This is a genomic window from Nocardia sp. NPDC055321 (assembly GCF_053645575.1).
Genome location: NZ_JBSHMS010000011.1, coordinates 50,206 through 69,829, shown reverse-complemented (window position 1 = coordinate 69,829; position 19,624 = coordinate 50,206). Strand labels below are relative to the sequence as shown.

General features: G+C 69.6%; 15 protein-coding genes. 7 read left to right on the top strand and 8 right to left on the bottom strand.

Features of this window, described 5'->3' with window-relative positions:
- Positions 1–136: 136 nt before the first annotated feature.
- The 3 genes from ACWIGI_RS19070 (at position 137) to treY (ending at position 6,027) form a co-directional block, all read left to right on the top strand.
- Positions 137–1,255, top strand: a complete 1,119-nt coding sequence (locus ACWIGI_RS19070) for a bifunctional helix-turn-helix transcriptional regulator/GNAT family N-acetyltransferase (protein ID WP_454203729.1) — start codon at positions 137–139, stop codon at positions 1,253–1,255.
- 237 nt (positions 1,256–1,492) lie between these two features.
- Entirely contained in the window at positions 1,493–3,607 is a 2,115-nt protein-coding gene (gene glgX / locus ACWIGI_RS19065; RefSeq protein WP_454203728.1) for a glycogen debranching protein GlgX, read from the top strand.
- Positions 3,608–3,618: 11 nt separating this feature from the next.
- A complete protein-coding gene (gene treY, locus ACWIGI_RS19060) occupies positions 3,619–6,027 on the top strand; it encodes a malto-oligosyltrehalose synthase (RefSeq protein ID WP_454203727.1) in 2,409 nt (802 codons plus the stop codon).
- 34 nt (positions 6,028–6,061) lie between these two features.
- Here the strand turns inward: treY and ACWIGI_RS19055 are convergent, their stop codons facing one another.
- The 3 genes from ACWIGI_RS19055 to ACWIGI_RS19045 form a co-directional block, all read right to left on the bottom strand.
- Complete coding sequence (locus ACWIGI_RS19055; RefSeq protein ID WP_454203726.1) at positions 6,062–7,381, bottom strand: DUF2235 domain-containing protein; 1,320 nt, start codon at positions 7,379–7,381, stop codon at positions 6,062–6,064.
- Positions 7,382–7,647: 266 nt separating this feature from the next.
- On the bottom strand, positions 7,648–9,012 hold the full coding sequence (gene ilvA / locus ACWIGI_RS19050) for a threonine ammonia-lyase IlvA (protein ID WP_454203725.1): 1,365 nt from the start codon (positions 9,010–9,012) through the stop codon (positions 7,648–7,650).
- Positions 9,013–9,160: 148 nt separating this feature from the next.
- Positions 9,161–9,598: a nitroreductase family deazaflavin-dependent oxidoreductase gene (locus ACWIGI_RS19045; RefSeq protein ID WP_454203724.1), complete on the bottom strand. Its 438-nt coding sequence runs from the start codon at positions 9,596–9,598 to the stop codon at positions 9,161–9,163.
- 87 nt (positions 9,599–9,685) lie between these two features.
- Here ACWIGI_RS19045 and ACWIGI_RS19040 point away from each other — a divergent pair, with 87 nt between their 5' ends.
- Positions 9,686–9,925 carry a hypothetical protein gene (locus ACWIGI_RS19040; protein ID WP_454203723.1) on the top strand — a complete coding sequence of 80 codons (240 nt, stop codon included), beginning with the start codon at positions 9,686–9,688 and terminating at the stop codon, positions 9,923–9,925.
- Between the two features lie 103 nt (positions 9,926–10,028).
- Positions 10,029–10,628: an MspA family porin gene (locus tag ACWIGI_RS19035; RefSeq protein ID WP_454203722.1), complete on the top strand. Its 600-nt coding sequence runs from the start codon at positions 10,029–10,031 to the stop codon at positions 10,626–10,628.
- 79 nt (positions 10,629–10,707) lie between these two features.
- Here ACWIGI_RS19035 and dnaE read toward each other — a convergent pair whose 3' ends face one another.
- The 4 genes from dnaE to ACWIGI_RS19015 form a co-directional block, all read right to left on the bottom strand.
- Positions 10,708–14,253 (bottom strand): DNA polymerase III subunit alpha, encoded by a 3,546-nt coding sequence (gene dnaE, locus ACWIGI_RS19030; protein ID WP_454203721.1) that lies wholly within the window; start codon positions 14,251–14,253, stop codon positions 10,708–10,710.
- 94 nt (positions 14,254–14,347) lie between these two features.
- Positions 14,348–15,220, bottom strand: a complete 873-nt coding sequence (locus tag ACWIGI_RS19025; RefSeq protein ID WP_454203720.1) for a DMT family transporter — start codon at positions 15,218–15,220, stop codon at positions 14,348–14,350.
- 14 nt (positions 15,221–15,234) lie between these two features.
- Complete coding sequence (locus tag ACWIGI_RS19020) at positions 15,235–15,870, bottom strand: DUF7691 family protein (protein ID WP_454203719.1); 636 nt, start codon at positions 15,868–15,870, stop codon at positions 15,235–15,237.
- Between the two features lie 58 nt (positions 15,871–15,928).
- Complete coding sequence (locus ACWIGI_RS19015; RefSeq protein WP_454203718.1) at positions 15,929–16,555, bottom strand: maleylpyruvate isomerase family mycothiol-dependent enzyme; 627 nt, start codon at positions 16,553–16,555, stop codon at positions 15,929–15,931.
- Positions 16,556–16,816: 261 nt separating this feature from the next.
- Here ACWIGI_RS19015 and ACWIGI_RS19010 point away from each other — a divergent pair, with 261 nt between their 5' ends.
- Positions 16,817–17,065 carry a hypothetical protein gene (locus ACWIGI_RS19010; protein ID WP_454203717.1) on the top strand — a complete coding sequence of 83 codons (249 nt, stop codon included), beginning with the start codon at positions 16,817–16,819 and terminating at the stop codon, positions 17,063–17,065.
- Between the two features lie 9 nt (positions 17,066–17,074).
- Here ACWIGI_RS19010 and ACWIGI_RS19005 read toward each other — a convergent pair whose 3' ends face one another.
- Positions 17,075–18,325, bottom strand: coding sequence for a serine hydrolase domain-containing protein (locus ACWIGI_RS19005; protein WP_454203716.1), 1,251 nt, complete (start codon positions 18,323–18,325; stop codon positions 17,075–17,077).
- A 138-nt stretch (positions 18,326–18,463) separates the two neighbouring features.
- Between ACWIGI_RS19005 and ACWIGI_RS19000 the strand changes: the two genes are divergently transcribed.
- A complete protein-coding gene (locus tag ACWIGI_RS19000) occupies positions 18,464–19,594 on the top strand; it encodes an alpha/beta hydrolase family protein (protein WP_454203715.1) in 1,131 nt (376 codons plus the stop codon).
- Positions 19,595–19,624 lie beyond the last annotated feature (30 nt).

Here is a 19,624-nt window from a genome sequence, read left to right as displayed (position 1 = left end):
CACACCCGCGCCGGTCACCGGCCACAGGCTTGAACGGCGTTCAAGTTACCACGAGCCCGTGCGAAGTCCGGCGAATCCGGCCGCTGACCGGGCACTGTCCCGTACTCTTTGACGAAGTCAATGAACGGGGGTCGCCATGGCGTCGGATACCGGAAGCTCCTACACCGGGGCCTGTCACCCCGCCGCCGACCCGGATGTCGCCGCCGCGCACATCGCCGCGGTCCGCGCCTTCAACCGCGGCTACACCCGCGTCGTCGGGGCGTTGCGGCACGGCGTGCTGGGCACCGAGTTCTCCCTCACCGAGGCCCGCATTCTGTTCGAGCTGGCCACCTTCGGGGCCGCCGAGGTGGTGGATCTGCGCCGCGCGCTGGATCTGGACGCGGGCTACCTGAGCCGCATCCTCTCCCGCTTCCAGGCCAAGGATCTGATCGCGCGCACCCGCTCGGACGTCGACGCCCGCCGCCAGGTCGTGGCGCTCACCGACACCGGCCGCGCGGTCTTCACCGAACTGGACAAACGGTCCCAGCAGGACATCAGCGAGCTGCTGCACCCGCACTCCCGCGCCGACCGCGACCGGCTGGTCGCGGCGATGGGCGTCATCGGGGAGATATTGGACCGCGAGAACCCCGGCGGCGCGGCGCAATTCGACGTCGCGCGCACGACCGGAGCCCACGCGCCGGCCACTCCCGGCGCGGCGGCCACGTCCGCCGGCGCATCGACCCGCTCGCCATCGGACACCGCCCGCCTCACCGGGTCCGACACCGCCGTCACCCTGCGCGATCCCGGCCCCGGCGACCACGGCTGGGTGATCCAGCGCAACGGCGCGGTGTACGCCCGCGAGTTCGGCTGGAATCAGGAGTACGAGGCGCTGGTCGCCCGCATCGTCGCCGACTTCCTCAATTGCCATGAGCCGCACCGCGAACGCGCCTGGATCGCCGAGCACCGGGGCGCACCGGTCGGCGCGGTCTACTGCATGCAGGAGAGCGCGGACACCGCCCGGTTGCGCGTGCTGCTGGTGGAGCCCACCGCCCGCGGCCTCGGCATCGGCGGCACCCTGGTGAACGCCTGCGTCGACTTCGCCACCGCGGCCGGCTATCGCGAACTCGCGCTGTGGACGACCAACGCCCAGACCGCCGCCCGCCGCATCTACGACCGCGCCGGATTCGAGCTGGTCCAGGAGGATCCCCAGTTCCTGTTCGGCCACAACCTCCTCGGCCAGCGGCTGAGCCGGCCGCTCACCCCCACCTCTCGCTGACCCCTGCGAACGCGCCCTCTCCGAGCCCACACACGACCGCTTCCGGCCGACCCCGCGCCGCCCGGCGGCCGCGGTAGCGACGTGGCCGCACGCGACACCGCGCCCGCCACTCCGCCCGCACCGCCGCGGCCCCCGCGCCCAGCACCCACGTCCGCCCGCGCGACCGGGCGATCCCCCGCCCCCGGCGGGCGGAGACCAGCCGACCGAGCGCCCGCTCCGGACCGATAGGGTCTGGGCATGGCTCCCGCGACGACCGACTCGGCACCGCTCGGTGTCTGGCCGGGAACCGCCTATCCCCTCGGCGCGACGTACGACGGCGCGGGCACCAATTTCTCGCTGTTCTCCGAGGTCGCGACCCGGGTCGAGCTGTGCCTGATCGACGCGAACGGCGAGACCCGCGTCCCCCTCGACGAGGTGGACGGGTACGTCTGGCACGCCTATCTGCCCGGGATCGGGCCCGGCCAGCGCTACGGCTTCCGCGTGCACGGCCCCTACGATCCCGCGCGCGGACAGCGCTGCGACCCGAGCAAACTGCTGCTCGACCCCTACGGCAAGGCCTTCGAGGGCGACTTCGGCGCCGACGTCGCGCCCTACAACTACGGCCAGAACACCCTGGGCCACACCATGACCGGCGTGGTGATCAACCCGTTCTTCGACTGGCAGCACGATCGCGCGCCGCAGCGCGGCTACCACGAGACGGTCATCTACGAGACGCACGTCAAGGGCATGACCCACACCCACCCGGCCGTGCCGCCGGAACTGCGCGGCACCTTCGCGGGCATGGCGCATCCGGCGATCATCGGTCACCTGGTGCGCCTGGGCGTGACGGCGGTCGAGCTCATGCCGGTGCACCAGTTCCTGCACGACCGGCTGCTGCTCGATCGCGGCCTGCGAAACTACTGGGGCTACAACAGTTTCGGCTACTTCGCCCCGCACGCGGAGTACGCCGCGAGCACCGCGCCGGGCGCGGCGGTCACCGAGTTCAAGGCCATGGTGCGCGCCCTGCACGCCGCCGGCATCGAGGTGATCCTCGACGTGGTCTACAACCACACCGCCGAGGGCAACGAGTTCGGCCCGACGCTCGGCTTCCGCGGCATCGACAACGCCGCCTACTACCGCCTGGTGGAGAACGATCCCCAGCACTACATGGACTACACCGGCACCGGAAACAGCCTCAACGTCCGACACCCGCACACCCTGCAGCTGATCATGGATTCGCTGCGCTACTGGGTGCTGGACATGCACGTGGACGGCTTCCGCTTCGACCTGGCCGCCGCCCTGGCCCGCGAACTGCACGACGTCGACCGGCTGGCGACGTTCTTCGATCTGGTGCACCAGGATCCGGTGGTGAGCCAGGTCAAACTCATCGCCGAACCGTGGGACGTCGGCGAGGGCGGGTACCAGGTCGGCAATTTCCCGGTCGCCTGGACCGAGTGGAACGGCAAATACCGTGACACCGTGCGCGATTACTGGCGCGGGCAACCGGCGACGCTGGGCGAGTTCGCCTCTCGGCTCACCGGCTCCTCCGATCTCTACGAGGCGACCGGCCGCCGGCCCAGCGCGAGCATCAACTTCGTCACCGCGCACGACGGGTTCACCCTCGCGGATCTGGTGTCCTACAACGAGAAACACAATCACGCCAACGGCGAGGGCAACAACGACGGCGAGACCTACAACCGCTCCTGGAACTGCGGGGTGGAGGGACCCACCGACGATCCGGATATCCTGGCCCTGCGCGCACGGCAATCCCGTAATCTGCTCGCCACCCTGCTGCTCTCCCAGGGCACCCCGATGCTGCTGTACGGCGACGAACTCGGCCGCACCCAGCACGGCAACAACAATGCCTACTGTCAGGATTCACCGCTGTCGTGGATGGACTGGTCGCTCATGGACACCAACGCCGATCTCCTCGAATTCACCCGGCGCGCGGTCGCGGTACGCGCCGGGCACCCGGTGTTCCGCAGACGCCGGTTCTTCGACGGCAGGCCCGCGCCCGAACACGATCATCCCGATGACATCGCCTGGTTCACCCCCTCGGGCGCGGAGATGACCGACGTCGACTGGGAGACCGGTTTCGGCCGTTCGCTCGCGGTGTTCCTCAACGGCGACGGCATCCGCGAACCCGGCCCGCGCGGTGAGCGCATCACCGACGATTCGTTCCTGCTCTGCTTCAACGCCCACGACGCCGCCCTGGAGTTCACCCTGCCCGACGCCGCTCACGCCCGCACCTGGTCGGTGGAGCTGGACTGCTCCACCCCCACCGGGCGGCCCGCCGCCGACACCGTCCACCCCGCCACCGGCGCCCTGCGAGTGCCCGCACGCTGTCTGCTCGTGCTGCGCCGTACGGCATGATCGAACACGACATGACCAGCACGCCCGAACACCTCACCGGCCCCATCGCCCGGCCCACGCCCGTCCGCAGCACCTACCGGCTGCAACTGCGACCCGACGCGCTGAGTTTCGCCGACGCCCGCGCCATCGCCGAATACCTGCAGCAGCTGGGCATTTCGCACCTGTACCTGTCACCGGTGATGACCGCCGCGCGCGGTTCCACCCACGGGTACGACATCACCGAACCCACCACGGTCGCCGCCGCGCTGGGCGGTCCCACCGGCTTCAAGGCTCTCTCGGACGAGGTGCGCGGGCGCGGTATGGGCCTGATCGTGGACGTGGTGCCCAATCACGTGAGCGTCACCGATCCGCGCCAGAACGCGTGGTGGTGGGATGTGCTGCAGCACGGGCGCGACTCCAAGTACGCGCACTTCTTCGACATCGACTGGAGTCCGGCCAACGGCGCGGGCGGGCGGATCGCACTGCCGGTCCTGGCCAACGAGAACGATCCGGCGGCGCTCTCGGTCGATCGCGCCGGGCTCGAACCCATGCTGGCGCTGCACGACATGCGCTTTCCCATCGCGCCGGGCACCGACGGCGAGAACGCGCTGCGGATCCACGACAAACAGCACTACCGCCTGGTCAACTGGAAATCCGGGCTGTGCGGATACCGGCGCTACTTCACCGTCGGCGGGCTGGCCGCCATCCGGCAGGAGGACCCCGAGGTCTTCGACGCCACCCATCGCGAACTCGCGGCCTGGTGCGAACACGACCTCATCGACGGTGTGCGCGTGGACCATCCGGACGGGCTGGCCCGGCCCGCGGAGTACCTGGCCAAACTCCGCACCCTCATCGGACCGCACCGGCTGCTGCTGGTGGAGAAGGTCCTGGCCCCGGGCGAAACCCTCGACGGCGCGCTCGCGGTGAACGGCACCACCGGCTACGACACCCTCGCCGACATCGGCGGCGTGCTCATCGACCCGGACGGGGAGAAGATCCTCACCGACCTCTCGCGCACCTTCACCGGCCACGGCAGCGACCGGGCCTGGTTCACCGAGAACGAGCACCGCATCAAACGCGCCGTCGCCGAGACCATGCTGGTGCCCGAGGTCCGGCGCCTGGTCGCCGCGGTCAAACGCGACGCGCGCGCGGACGCCTTCGACACGATGGCGCTGATCAACGCCACCATCGAGGTGCTCTCGCACATGCCGGTGTACCGCACCGACTACACGCCGCTGGCCGGGCGGGTGAGCGCGGTCATCACCGAGGTGATCGGGCGCAACGCCGAACTGACCGCACCGCTGCAGGTGCTGGCCACCGCGCTGGCGGTCAACGCCGAGGCCGCGACCCGCTTCCACCAGGTCGGCGGCGCGATCACCGCGAAGGCCATGGAGGACACCATGTTCTACCGGGCCGCGCGGCTGGTGTCGCTGCAGGAGATGGGCGCCGACCCGACCCGGTTCGGCGACTCCGCCATCGAATTCCATCTGTCCATGGCCGAGCGCGCGGCCCGCTGGCCCGCCACCATGACCACGCTGTCCACCCACGACACCAAACGCGGCGAGGACGTCCGCGCGCGGATCGGCATGCTCTCCCAGGTGCCCGACATCTGGGCGCGCGCGGTCGGGGCCTGGAACGAGATAGCGCCCGGACCCGACGGCACCACCACAGCGTTCCTGCTACAGAACATGTTCGGCGCCTGGCCGGCCGACGGCAGACCCGCCGCCGCGGTGCCCGGTTTCCGGGAGCGGCTACATCAGTTCGCGGAGAAGGCCGTTCGCGAGGCCGGGACCCAATCGTCCTGGGAAGAGCCCGATATCGAGTTCGAGAACGCGGTGCATCGCTGGATCGACCAGATCATCGACGGCCCGGTCGGACCCGAACTCGGCGAACTGGTCACCGATCTGGCGCTGCACGCCTGGACCAATTCGCTGTCGCAGAAGCTGCTGCAGCTGTGCGCCCCCGGCATTCCCGACATCTACCAGGGCTGCGAACTGTGGGAGGACTCGCTCGTCGATCCCGACAACCGCCGCCCCGTCGATTTCACCCACCGCGCACTGCTGCTGCAATCACTCACCGGCACACCGGATCTCGATCCCTCGGGCGCGGTGAAGATGTGGATCGTGGCGTACGCGCTGTGGCTGCGCCGGGAACGGCCGGACTGTTTCGTCGGCGGCACCTACACCCCGCTGTTCGCCTCGGGCGATCACGCCGGGAATCTGCTGGCCTACGCGCGCGGGCGCCGCGGGGAGACCCCCGAGGTCATCGTCGCGGTCACCCGGCACAGCATTCGCCTGGACGAGGCGGGCGGCTGGGCGGACACGGTGCTGGACCTGCCGCAGGGACACTGGACCGACCGGCTCACCGGGCACACCTTCTCCGGCCGGTCCCGGCTGGAGAAGCTCTTCGCCCGGCTGCCGGTCGCCCTGCTGGTGCGCTGAGCCCGGAGGTCCGGGCGCACGAGCGGCACCGCGATCAGGCGGCGGATTCGTCGTCGCCCGAGCGATCCCGGTATGTCGCCGACGTCGTCGCCTCGGACGCCGGGGCGAGCGCGGCCATCGCGGGCACCGGTTCGCGAGCGGTGGCCGTGGCGGCCGTCGCGTGCACGCGCGCGGTCGCGCCGACGAAGATCGGGTGCACCCCGGACCCGGTGGCCGGTGCGGTGAACGGCCCGAAGTCGGTCGGTTCGATGAGATCGGCGGGCACCCCGCCCGTCAGACTCGCGCGCCAGCGCCGCAGGTTCAGCGGCCGGTACTCGCCCGCGGTGTGCGCCGCCGATGCCAGGTAGCTGTCCTGATCGGTGGCCGCGAGCACCCGCCGCCAGGAGTCCCAGAAGAAGCGCGGATTACGCGGATTGCGCAGCAGCCGAACGAGATTGAGGATCCGGAAGCCGATCGAGAGCGAATCGTGCAGCCGTTCGTGCTCGGTCTTGCCCGCGCAGTTGGCCAGCAGCGTGGCCAGCCGGGATCGGTCGAAGGCCAGGCCCTCGGCCTCCGCCTCGGCGATCATCCAGCGCAGGGTGATGTCGGACAGCGCGCATTCGGGATAGCCGCCGCCGATGTCGGAGTGCACGCCCTCGAACCAGACCTGCTTGACCCGATCGGTGCGCCGGTACTTCTCGGCCAGTTCGACCGGCACCTCCCACAGGCACGGCTCGAAGGCGCGGCGGCGCTCGTCCAGGGCGAGCGCCTGGCGCGCGCAGTGCACGCTGCTGGAGAGCCGCACATCGTGGAATCGATGCCGCCAGGCGGTGATTCCCGGAATGCCCATCGCGCCGACGGTGTCGAAAACGCCGAGGAAGTTGATTTTCACCGGGTCCGGATAGCAGTGCGCGCGGCGGAATTCGGCCCATTCCGGCGGGTCGGCGTCCATCGGATTCGCTTTGCGCTGCTGATAGATCCGTAGCGCCTCGGGATATTTCCCCGCGATCATGGCGGCATAGGTGAGGATGCCGAGGCGATGAATCATGCCGGCCAGACTGCGTGCGGTATAGGCGCCGCGGCTGAAACCGAAGATGAAGATCTCGTCGCCCGGTTCCCAATTCAGGGCGAGTTGCCAGTAGGCGGCGGAAAGATTTGCTTCCAGGCCGAGGCCGAATGCCCCGCCCAGCAGCCGATCGGAGGCAAACCCCCGGGCCCCCGGCCCGGAAATGTAGTAAACCCGTTGTCCCACAGGCTCACCGGCGCCGTCGGTGCCGGTCAGGCACACCGTCTGCGCGATCTTCACGATGTTCGATACCGTGCTGCTGGACTCGGCCTTCCAGGTGCCGTCGCAACACACCACAAGCCTTTTCATGAACCGATCCTCCACCCCTGGATAGTCGTCCCACACGCGTAGTCGACTACTCGACTCATCGGGAGAATCCCCGCGGGCGTCAGCCCGTCCCCCGGGAAAACCGCGCGATCCCCCTGACAGCATGCGGTAAAAGCACCGTCGGCGCACGAGAATATCGCACTGTTCGCGCGCCGGCGGCCGGGAGCGGAAAACGCGCCGTCGATGCGGAGAGTCGGCGAAAATGCCCGTCCCGCCCCGGAATCCGATCCGGGGCGGGACGGCGCGGCTCAGGTGAGGTAGCGGTACGCGGGCGAACCCGGTTCGAGGCGTTCACCGCGAATCGGGGATTCGTCCATGCGCTTCTGCAGCGGTTCGAGACCGTCCAGCGCGCCCAGTTCGATGCCGACCAGCGCGGCGCCGGTTTCCCGGTTGTTGCGTTTGACGTATTCGAACAGGGTGATGTCGTCGTCGGGCCCGAGCACCTCGTCCAGGAAGCGCCGCAGCGCGCCCGGCTCCTGCGGGAAGTCCACCAGGAAGTAGTGCTTCAGGCCGCGATGCACCAGCGAGCGTTCGATGACCTCGCCGTAGCGCGAGACGTCGTTGTTGCCGCCCGAGAGCAGGCACACCACGGTCGAGCCCGGCGCCAGGTCGATCTCGCGCAACGCCGCGGTGGCCAGCGCGCCCGCGGGCTCGGCGACGATGCCCTCGTTCTGGTAGAGCTCGAGCATGGTGGTGCAGATGGCGCCCTCGTCGATCGTCATCATGCGGAAAGCACCTGCGCCGCCGATGGATTCGGTCGTTGTCAGCAGCGGCAGCGAGGCGTGCGAGCGCGCCTGCCCGCCCAGTCGTGCCACCGCGGTGTAGGGCACGGCGCCGATCCGGCGCACCGCCGCGCCGTCCACGAACGGATCGATCTCGGGCAGGGTGACCGGACCGCCGGCGACCATGGCCGCGGTCATGGAGGCCGCGCCCGCGGGCTCGACGCCCAGGATCGCGGTGCGCGGCGAACGCTCACGCAGGTAGGTGCTGATACCGGCCAGGCAGCCGCCACCGCCGACCGGCACGATCACCAGATCGGGGGCGCGATCGAGCTGGTCGAGGATCTCCGCGGCGATGGTGCCCTGCCCGGCCGCGGTGCGCGGGTCGTCGAAGGGCGGGACCATGGTCGCGCCGGTGCGCTCCACGTCCTCGACCGCCGCGGCCGCGGCGGCGTCGTAGGTGTCACCGACGGCGATGAGCTGCACGAAGTCCCCGCCGTGCACGCGGATTCGATCACGCTTCTGCTTGGGAGTGGTGGTCGGGACGTAGATGCGGCCGGTGATGCCCATGGCATTGCACGCGAAAGCCACGCCCTGGGCATGGTTTCCGGCGCTGGCGGCGACCACGCCCGCGGCGCGTTCGGCGGCGGTCAGCTGGACGATGAGGTTGTACGCGCCGCGCAGCTTGTAGGAGCGCACGGCGGTGAGGTCCTCGCGCTTGAGGTAGACCTCGGCGCCCTTGCCCGCCGACAGCCGCGCGATCCGTTGCAGCGGCGTCGGCTCGATAATGTCGGAAATTCGCTTCGCGGCGGCATCGATCTCGTCCGCGCTCAACTCGGGCACGGAACTGGGCACTTTCTCTGCAACTGCGAGCGGATCCGACACCCGACACATGGTACTGAGCCGAGCCGGGTGGTATCGCGCCGACCGGCGAATGCACAATCCCGATCGCGTGATCGTGAGGCCGGCGCCCGCGCACACGAGTCGGCCCGGACCCCACCGCGGTGGGGTACGGGCCGATCGACGACGGAATCCGGTGGGGTCAGTCGCGGGGCGTGAGCACGAAGACCGGGATCACCCGATCGGTCTTCTTGGTGTAGTTGTCGTAATCCGGCCACACCGCCGCCGCGCGCTTCCACCATTCCTCGCGCTCGGCGCCGGTCACCTCGCGGGCGGTGTAGTCCTTGACCACCGCGCCGTCCCGCAGATCGACGTGTGGGTCGGCCTTGATGTTCCAATACCAGACGGGATGCTTGGGCGCACCGCCCAGGGAGGCCACGACCGCGTACTCGCCGTCGTGTTCCACCCGCATCAGCGGCGTCTTGCGGAGCTTGCCGGATTTCGCGCCGCGGGTGGTGAGCAGGACGACGGGCTTGCCCTGCATGGTCGCGCCCTTGGCGCCGTTCGATGCCTCGTACTTCTCGGCCTGTTCGCGCGCCCAGGCGGTCGGACTCGGTTCGTACTCTCCTGTGAGTGGCATGGAACATGCCAACGAACTCGATCGCTGTGTTGTTCCCGACAGAAAAGTTCGCTGGACCGAACTTTTCTTCTTCGTTACCCTGAAGAGATGGCAGTGGTTCACCCGACTCGGGAGCGGCGCACCCGCGCACACGGCGCGACCGTGGATATCGCGGGCTCGGCGTGGCCCGTGTTCAAGCTCGAGGCCCTGGGTCTGGGTCTGGTCGTCGCGCTACTACTGCTGCTCATCACCGGTACCGCGCAGACCGCCGTGCTGGCGGGCGCGACCGTTCTGGCCCTGCGCTGGATCGCCGGCGCGGCACGGCCCGCCGATCGCACCTCGCGCTGAGGTCGGCCCACACACCTCCTCACCCCGGACGTTCACAGAAAAGCAACCGTTCGGTACGTGTCCAGAGCGGGCATGATGCGGTTTCTCTATTACCGTGAGCCGCATGCGGATGAAACCGTTAGGAATGTTCGCGCTGACAGTCGGCGCGGCCATCTGCCTGGCCCCGCCCGCACAGGCCGAGATCATCACCATGGCGCCGCACGAACGGACCTACGAGTCACCGTTCGGCAGCTTCACGGTGGGAAACCGCGATGAGGTCATCAACCGCATCCCACCCCTGAACCAGATGGGCACGACGCGGGAGTCGCTCGTCAACTCGGCCGCGTACGGGCGCATCGACGGCATGGCGGGCGGCGTCCTCAAGACCGGCTATCACGTCGGCTGCGCGGTGGCCATCGGCATCGGCACGCTGGGTGTCACCTCCGCCGAGCCGCTCGGGCTCAACCCCGACAACCCGACCTTCTCGGTCGACCCCGGCCCCCTGGCGACGATCAACCTCACTCCCGGTGAGGTGAAGGAGATCCCGATCGCGGAGAAGGACCTCGCGCCCGGCGTCATGGGCACCATCATGATCCGCGACTTCCACATCGTCGTGAACGCTTGCACCGGGCCCGTGACGATCCGCCAGTACACCTACCTCTACGCCAAATCCGCCGAAGTGGACGACAGCGGCGCGGTGTTCGGCGACCCGACCTGGTTGTAGCACAGGCGCTTTCGGCTAACGACGCACGCATGAGCGCGGCATGCCCCCGGGCAGCCGCGCTCATGCGCGAGCGGAGTCGCTAGCCCGCGAGGCAGCCCGGGCCGAGCAGCGCCTTGAGGTCGCCCATCAGGGCCGAGGACGGGGAGACGCGCAGGTTGTCCGCGACCTTGAGGACGGTGGTGCGCTCGCGGGAGCCGACGTGCCGGATGTGGACATCGGCGGTGCCCGGATGGCTGATCAGGACGCGCTTCAGGGCGCTGATCTTGTCGGGGGTGCACAGGCGGGTCGGGATCGTGACCGACATGGGCTTGTCCACGCCGACGTGGGAAAGGTCCGGCACCACGAGGTCGTTCGCGATCAGGGAGATGCGATCGTCGCGCGCCGAGACGCGGGCCTTGACCAGGACGATGGCGTCCTCGGTGACGTCCATGCCGTAGACCGAGTACGACTGCGGGAAGAACAGCACCTCGATACCGCCGGAGAGGTCCTCGAGCTGAGCCGACGCCCAGGCCAGGCCGTTCTTGTTCACGCGGCGGGTGACGCTGGCGAAGATGCCGCCGATGGTGACCTGGTGGCCGTCCTTGATCTCACCGCTCAGAATCGTCGGGATGTTCGTATCCGACTGGGCCGCGAGCACGTGCTCGACGCCGTTGAGCGGATGCCCGGACACGTACAGGCCCAGCATCTCTCGTTCCAGGGCGAGCTTGTGCTTGGTCTCCCATTCCTCGTCGGGGACCTTCACGTTGAACACGCTCGCCATGGAGTCGTCGTCGTCCATCCCGCCGAACAGGTCGAACTGGCCGATGGCCTCGGCCTTCTTGGTGGACATGACCGCGTCCACCGCGTCGGAGTGGATGAGCAGCAAACCCTTGCGCGGATGCCCGAGCGAGTCGAAAGCGCCCGCCTTGATGAGGGATTCGATGACCTTCTTGGAGCAGGCGGTGGCGTCGACCTTGTTCAGGTAGTCGGAGAAGTCGGTGAACTTCGACTTCTCCTTGCGCGCGGCGATGATCGAGGAGACCACGTTCGCGCCGACGTTGCGGACCGCGCCCATGCCGAAGCGGATGTCGTGCCCGACCGAGGCGAACTCGATCTCGGACTCGTTGACGTCCGGCGGCAGCACCTGGATGCCGAGGCGGCGGCAGTCCGAGAGGTAGATCGCGGCCTTGTCCTTGTCGTCACCGACCGAGGTGAGCAGACCGGCCATGTACTCGGCCGGGTAGTTGGCCTTGAGGTAGGCGGTCCAGAACGACACCAGGCCGTAGCCGGCGGCGTGCGACTTGTTGAACGCGTAGCCGGCGAACGGAAGAATCGTGTCCCACAGCGCCTTGATGGCGGGCTTGGAGAAGCCGTTGGACAGCATGCCCTCCTCGAAGCCGACGAACTCGGCTTCCAGGATCTCGGCCTTCTTCTTACCCATGGCGCGGCGCAGAATGTCGGCTCGGCCGAGGGAGTACCCGGCGACCTTCTGCGCGATCTGCATGATCTGTTCCTGATACACGATCAGGCCGTACGTGTCGCCGAGGATCACCTTGAGGGGCTCTTCGAGCTCCGGGTGAATGGGCTTGACCTCTTGCCGCCCGTTCTTGCGGTCGGCGTAGTCGTTGTGCGCGTTCATGCCCATGGGGCCGGGGCGGTAGAGCGCGAGCACGGCGACGATGTCGTCGAAGCCGGTGGGGATCATGCGGCGCAGCAGGTCTCGCATCGCGCCGCCGTCGAGCTGGAAGACGCCGAGGGTGTCGCCGCGCGCGAGCAGTTCGTACGTCGCGGGGTCTTCCAGGGGCAGGGTGTCCAGGTCGAGTTCGATGCCGCGGTTGTTCTTGATGTTGGTCAGCGCGTCACCGATGACGGTGAGGTTGCGCAGGCCCAGGAAGTCCATCTTCAGCAGGCCGATGGCCTCGCACGACGGGTAGTCCCAGCCGGTGATGATCGCGCCGTCCTGCGCGCGCTTCCACATCGGGATGGCGTCGATGAGCGGTTCGGACGACATGATGACCGCGCAGGCGTGCACGCCCGCGTTGCGGATCAGGCCCTCGAGCCCGCGCGCGGTCTCGTAGATCTTGTTGACGTCCGGGTTGGTGTTGATCAGCTCGCGGACCTCGGCGGCCTCTTTGTACCGCTCGTGCTCGGGATCCATGATGCCCGCGACCGGAATGTCCTTGGCCATGATCGGCGGCGGCAGCGCCTTGGAGATCTGGTCGGCGATGGCGAAACCGGGCTGGCCGAACAGCACGCGCGCCGAATCCTTCAGCGCGGCTTTGGTTTTGATGGTACCGAAGGTGATGACCTGGGCGACGCGGTCGCTGCCCCACTTCTCGGTGGCGTAGCGGACCATCTCACCGCGGCGGCGATCGTCGAAGTCGATATCGATATCGGGCATCGACACGCGCTCGGGGTTGAGGAAGCGTTCGAAGAGCAGCCCGTGCGGGATCGGGTCGATATTGGTGATGCCCATGGCGTAGGCGACCAGCGAACCGGCGGCCGAACCACGGCCCGGGCCGACGTTGATGCCGACCGAGCGGGCGTAGGTGATCAGGTCGGCGGTGATGAGGAAGTAGGCGGGGAAGCCCATCTCGATGATCACGTCGAGTTCGAAGTCGGCGCGCGAGAGGTATTCCTGCTTCGGGCCGTTGGGGAAGCGGCGGTCCAGGCCCTTCATGACCTCGTGCCGCAGCCAGCTGGCCTGGGTCTCGCCCTCGGGGACCGGGAAGATCGGCATGCGGTCGCGGTGCGCCCAGACGTCCTCGTAGGACTGCACGCGCTCACCGATGGCGACCGTGTTGTCGCAGGCGCCGGGGACCTCCTCGTCCCAGATCGCGCGCATCTCCTCGGCGGACTTGAGGTAGTAGCCCGAGCCGTCGAACTTGAAGCGGGTGGGGTCGGCCAGGGTCTTGCCGGTCTGGATGCACAGCAGCGCTTCGTGATTGGTCGCGTCGGACTCGTGCACGTAGTGGCAGTCGTTGGTGGCCAGCGGCGGGATGCCGAGCTGCTTGCCGACCATGATCAGGCCCTCGCGCACGCGGCGCTCGATGGACAGGCCGTGGTCCATGACCTCGAGGAAGAAGTTCTCCGGGCCGAAGATCTCCTGCCACTTCGCGGCGGCCTCGAGGGCTTCGCGCTCCTGGCCCAGGCGCAGGCGGGTCTGCACCTCGCCGGACGGGCAGCCGGTGGTGGCGATGATGCCGGCGGCGTGTTCGGCGATGATGTCGGCGTCCATACGCGCCCACTTGCCGAGCTGGCCTTCCAGGGAGGCGAGGCTGGAGAGCTTGAACAGGTTCTTCAGGCCCTGCGCGTTCTCCGCGACCATCGTCATGTGGGTGTAGGCGCCCGAGCCCGAGACGTCGTCGCTCTTCTGCGAGGGATCGCCCCACTGCACGCGCTTGGTGTTGAAGCGGGACTCGGGCGCGATGTACGCCTCGATGCCGATGATCGGCTTGATGCCCTGCTTCTTGGCGGAGTTGTAGAACTCCGAGGCGCCGTACATGTTGCCGTGGTCGCTCATGCCCACGGCCGTCATGCCCAGCCGTTTGGCCTCCTTGAACAGAGGCGTGATCTTCGCCGCGCCGTCGAGCATCGAGTACTCGGTGTGGTTGTGGAGATGGACGAATGATCCCGAGGCTGACACGCAGACATACTAAGCGCCCCCACCGACTGCTTTCGAAGCCACGCGGAGCCGACTTGGGCCTACGGCGTTTCGCGCTCGCGTGTCGTGCTCGAGGTCACTGCGCGGGCGGCGCGGGCATCGCGGATTCGGCGCCCGCTTGCGCGCGGGACAGCGCGACGGCGGCGACGCACATGATCGCGACGGCCGCGATCACGAAGACCGTGCCCAGGGGTCCGCTGCGCAAACGTTCCTCGAGGACCGTGAATCCGAGGAACGCGGCGACGATGGGTTCGGCGACCGTGAAGGCGGGCAGGCAGGCGGCGAGCGATCCCGCCTGGTAGCCGAGCTGTTGCAGGTAGACGCCCGCGAGACCGGTGGCAACCAGGAGGTAGAGCTGCCAGCTGGTTACGGCCGAGGCGAGACTGTGCTCGAACAGGTCGGTCACGTGGGCGGTCAGCGCCGCGGACACCCCGACCAAGGTGCCGCCGGCCGTGCCGTACAGCAGCGATTGCCATGCGGCTGCCTGCACCACGCGCGCCGCGATCACCGCCGCGACCACGAGGCCGAGGATCACCCCGAGCGGTCCCGCCCACTGCCGGGTCGGTGCGTCGGAGACGCCTTCCGCCGGGTCGCCCACGATCAGGAAGACGGCCAGCGCGGCGGTCAGGGCGAGGGCGTTGGCCCACATCAGCGGCGTGACCCGCACCGCCCCGAACCGCTGGGCCAGCGGCAGCGCGAACACCAGGGAGGTGACCAGGATCGGCTGGACCACCAGCACCGAACCCAGGGCCAGGGCCGCGACCTGGAACGCGAATCCCCCACCGTCCCCTATGATTCCGGCCCACCAGCGCGGATTGCGCGCGAGCGAGCGCAACAGCCCGGCGCCCTCGGGCACCGCCGACGCGGCCCGCTGCTGCGCGACCGCCGACACCGCGAACAACAGCGCCGCGACGAACGCGCAGATCACCGCACCGACCGGAAGTTGCACCCTTCCAGTTTCCGTCAGGTGATCGAGAAGAAGATGTATTGGTCGTCCGCGTCCTCGTGTTCCTCGCGGAGGGCGTCCCATTCCTCGTGGTGGTACTCGAGCTCGGCGGTGAGGGCGGCCAGGGTGTCGGCGTGGGGCGGGTGGATGTGGTCGAGCGCGGCCCGGTAGGCGTCGATGACCTCGGCGGCGTCGACCAGCGGGAGGTGGCCGAGGGCGGGACCGGAGGCCGAATCCGGCAGCGGGAAGGGGAATTCGGCGAACAGGAACCGGGTCGGGCGCAGCTCGGCGGGGACGCCGACGCGGTCGAGCTCCGCGTCCAGCTCCGCGAAGTGCGCGCGGGCGTCGGTGTACTCGCCGACCGTGTCGGGTTCGGAGCCGAGACCGGCGACGACGATCTGCAGGGCGGTCACGTAGGCCGCGGCCGCCGACTCCCCGGTGCCTTCGGGACGGCCCGCCACCAGCTGGTCGAGCGCGGCGGGAATCGCCAGGTCCCAGGCGGTTCCGCGTTCCTCGAGGCCGCGCTGGCGACCGGCGGCCGTCTCGCGCATCGTGCCGAGCAGCCGCGCCGCCCCCTCGCCGCGCGGCTCGGAGCCGAGGTAGGACAGGACTTCGTGGAGGTCGGCGCTGCGCAGCTCGAGACGGTGACTCATGCGCACATGATGACAATCCGTTGCCCGGGATGCCCACCGCGGGCGGCCCGAACGCGGTTCAGAGGGCGGCGGCCAGCGTCTCGACCCCCGGGCCGTCCAGTTCGGTGAGTGCGTCGCGGCGGCCGGACAGGGCCAGCAGCAGGGCGACGGCGGTGCCGCGCACCTCCGGCCCCGCGCCCAGACGCAGGTCGGCGTCGGTGGCGACGACGCTCACCCGCGCCACCAATTCCTTTGCGCCGCCGAAGGATCGGGATGTCTTGGCCTGCAGCCGCAGCGCCCGCGCCACCGCCTCTCCCGCGTACTCGTGCTCGATACCGAGCGGCCGCCGGATGTCCTCCCCGTGCACCACCTCCTCGACCAGCCGTGTGTCCAGGGGCGCGGGCGGGGTCGTGGTGCGCGAGACCACGGCCCGCATCGCCGCCAGCGTTTCCACGGGCGTGGCCCCGCGCTGCCGCTCGATCCCCCGCGCGTTCTGGGCGTCGAAGTCGAACCGGGCACGCACCAGCCCCCACACGAACCCGAGCCGCGTGGTCCGCGCGGTGTCGACCAGATGCGCCGCCACGTCGTGCACGGTCCAGCCCGGGCACAGCGACGGGACATCCCAGCGGTCGTCGCTCACCGCCGCCAGGTCCCGCACCAGCGCCGCCCGCTCCTCACGCACCAGCGCCCACACGTCCTGTGCCACAGCTTCTCCTTCGTTCGTCCCACCGGTTCCACCACCACAGACTCCGCGAACGACACGAATTCATCGCTGCCGCGCGGCCGGCCCGGACTCCGCTCGCCGCGAGTGTGTTCCGGCCACTGGTCCGCAGGTTGGGGGACCTCTCGTGCCCACACTGTGACAGCCGCCCGATCCCGGGGTGTGGCGTGGCATCGCCGATCTGGGGTATCACGGGGGCGCGGGGGTTGTCCGCCCCGCGCAGGTGCGATCGGATGGAGCTGGGCCGTGTCGGATTCGAACAAGCAGAATCTCGTCTTCTTCGAGAGTGATTCCATGCGTGGGCTGTACGAGAGCATGAAGGAGTGGCAGGAGGGGGCGGGCAAGCGGCTGTTGTCGGTCAGCGTCGAGCGCGACGGGGACAGCTTCTGCGCCATCGGGCTGACCAACCCGACCGAGGTCGTGATCACCAGCGCCGACGGGCACAACCACGCCAGCGTCAACCGGTTCGGGCTGCTGGCGGTCGACTCGCAGTAGGCGGCGGGGTCAGGCCGCGCGGTCGGCCGGGCGGGCGGGAGCGCGGCGGGCCGAACGGGCGCCGCGCATCGTCAGGGGCAGCACCCAGCCCGCGGCCAGCTGATCGGCGGCCAGCGCGGGCAGAGCCAGGCGGTTGTGGACGAAACCGATCGACACGCCCGAGCTCGGATCGGCCCAGCCGAAGGAACCGCCGAGCCCGATGTGCCCGAAGCCGGTGCGGGCGCCGGGCACCGGCAGCGAGTGATACCCCATGTGCCAGAGCATCGGAATGTAGAACAGCGCGTGGTCGAGCCGGTAGGACTCGATGCGCCGCACGGCCTGCATCGTGCGCGGGGTCAGGAAGCGGTGACCGTTCGACATGCCGCCGCACGCCAGCGCGCCGTAGAGCGTGGCCAGACCCGAGGCCGTGCAGATGCCGTTGCCCGCGGGCAGTTCGGTGTGATTGATGGGCGGATCATCGCCGTCGACGAAGGCTTCCAGGCCGGGCAGGAACAACGCCCGCGCGGCCGCCCCCGCCGCGCCCGGGAAACCGTAGGCCCGCCCGAGCACCAGTGACGCGTAGGTGCTGCCCACCGGCGCGAGCCGATTCCCGTGCAGCACAGCGGTAGTCGTCGCGCTGTCCGGCCCCGGCCGGCCTAGGTGGATGCCGTCGGTGCCCAGCGGCTCGGCGATCTCGGTCCGGAACAGCTCCCCCATCCCGCGACCGGTGATCGCCCGTGCCAGGCCCGCGAGCAACCAGCCGAAGGTCAGCGCGTGATAGGTCGGAATCCCCAGCAGGTGATCGGGTTTCGCGGCGGCGAGCTGCCGTTCCATCAACCGGTGGTCCATGACGTCGTCGAGCCCGCGCGCGATGTCGGGCAGCCCCGACAACCCGGCCCGGTGGGACAGCAACTGCCGCACCGTGATTCGATCCTTGCCCGCGGCGCCGAACTCCGGCCAGTAGCCGGCGACGGGCGCGTCGTAGTCCAGCAGCCCGCGATCGGCCAGCCGATGGATCACCGTGGCCGCGATGCCCTTGGTCGCGGAGAACACCACCGACCCGGTGTTCGCGGTCCACGCCACCCCGGGCGCGGCCTCCCCCGTCCACACCTCGACCAGCGGTACCCCGTGCCGATGCACCGACAGGCTCGCCCCCGCACCCGGGCGCTCACCCATCCGCCGTGCGAAGGCCCGCACCAGCGGCGCGAACTCGGGAGCCGAATACCCGCCCACCGAGGTGGACGGCTCGGCCGGGACCGGGGAGGAAGCGGCGGTGCTCACCTGTTTCACGGTAGAACCGCGGCCCACCCCGGGCAATGACGTGCGCCCGAGCGTTACTGCCGTTGCCCCAGAGGTTATTTCGCATGCCCGAGCGGTTATCCGGCCGTTATCGCCGGGCGCCGTGCGTACGCTGAACCCATGCGCGCGCTGCGATCGCTGCTACCGGCCCTGCTGCTGGCGACCGGCCTGGTGATCTCGGGCTGCTCCGGCTCGGACGGCCCCGCGGCAACACCCGCCACCGGCGACAGCGGGCAGGGCCCCGGCACCACCCCGGCGCGCTCGCAGGAACCGAAACCGCCGTGGCCGTACCGATCCGAGGAAGTCACCTATCGCAGCGACGCCATCACCGTCGCGGGCACGCTCACCCTCCCGCGGGACGGCGGCCCGCATCCCGCCGTCCTGTTGATCACCGGCAGCGGCCCGCAGAACCGCGACGAGGAACTGCTGGGGCACAAGCCTTTTCTGGTCATCGCCGATGCCCTCACCCGCGCCGGATACGCGGTCCTGCGGGTCGACGATCGCGGCGTCGGCGGCACCGGCGGCGACCTGAACGAGTCCGGCTACCCGGATCTGGCCGACGATGTCGTCGCGGGCCTGACCTACCTGCGCACCCGCGCCGACATCGACGGCGCGCGCCTGGGCCTGCTGGGCCACAGCGAAGGCGGCTACCTCGCACCCCTGGTCGCGGCGCGCCCGGACAGCGGCGTGGCGTTCACGATCACCCTCGCCGGGCCCGCGGTGCCGGGCGCGGACGTGGTCCTGGAGCAGACCCGGCTCATCATGGCCGCCGAGGGCGCACCGCCCGAGCGGATCGACGCCGAGATCGCCACCCTCACGACCCTGAACGACCTGCTGCGCTCCGGCGACCTGGACGCCGCCCGCCGATACGCCCGCGAACGCAACGACGCCCTGCCCGCCGATCAGCGCGCCACCCCGCAGGACATCGACGCCCAACTCAGCCCCTACTTCGCGGCCCTGGTGGCCTACGATCCCGCCCCGGCGCTGGCCGCCCTGCGCACCCCCGTGCTCGCCCTGTTCGGCGGCCGGGACCTGCAGGTTCCACCCGCCCAGAGCGAACCGCCCATGCGCGCGCTGCTCACGGCGAACCCCGATGCCACCGTGCACACGTTCCCCGGCCTCAATCATCTGATGCAACCCACCGAGACCGGCCTGCCGAGCGAGTACGCCACCACCGAGACCACCGTGGATCCGCGGGTACTCACCTACCTGACCGAGTGGCTCGCGACCCGCTTCCCGGTCACGCGCTGACCCACGCGCGTACCAGGTCCCGCCCCGACC

Bases quoted from the DNA above. Each gene is read 5' to 3' on its own strand.
- ACWIGI_RS19070 (WP_454203729.1), top strand. From the start codon at position 137: ATGGCGTCGGATACCGGAAGCTCCTACACCGGGGCCTGTCACCCCGCC.
- glgX (WP_454203728.1), top strand. From the start codon at position 1,493: ATGGCTCCCGCGACGACCGACTCGGCACCGCTCGGTGTCTGGCCGGGA.
- treY (WP_454203727.1), top strand. From the start codon at position 3,619: ATGACCAGCACGCCCGAACACCTCACCGGCCCCATCGCCCGGCCCACG.
- ACWIGI_RS19055 (WP_454203726.1), bottom strand. From the start codon at position 7,381: ATGAAAAGGCTTGTGGTGTGTTGCGACGGCACCTGGAAGGCCGAGTCC.
- ilvA (WP_454203725.1), bottom strand. From the start codon at position 9,012: ATGTGTCGGGTGTCGGATCCGCTCGCAGTTGCAGAGAAAGTGCCCAGT.
- ACWIGI_RS19045 (WP_454203724.1), bottom strand. From the start codon at position 9,598: ATGCCACTCACAGGAGAGTACGAACCGAGTCCGACCGCCTGGGCGCGC.
- ACWIGI_RS19040 (WP_454203723.1), top strand. From the start codon at position 9,686: ATGGCAGTGGTTCACCCGACTCGGGAGCGGCGCACCCGCGCACACGGC.
- ACWIGI_RS19035 (WP_454203722.1), top strand. From the start codon at position 10,029: ATGCGGATGAAACCGTTAGGAATGTTCGCGCTGACAGTCGGCGCGGCC.
- ACWIGI_RS19020 (WP_454203719.1), bottom strand. From the start codon at position 15,870: ATGAGTCACCGTCTCGAGCTGCGCAGCGCCGACCTCCACGAAGTCCTG.
- ACWIGI_RS19000 (WP_454203715.1), top strand. From the start codon at position 18,464: ATGCGCGCGCTGCGATCGCTGCTACCGGCCCTGCTGCTGGCGACCGGC.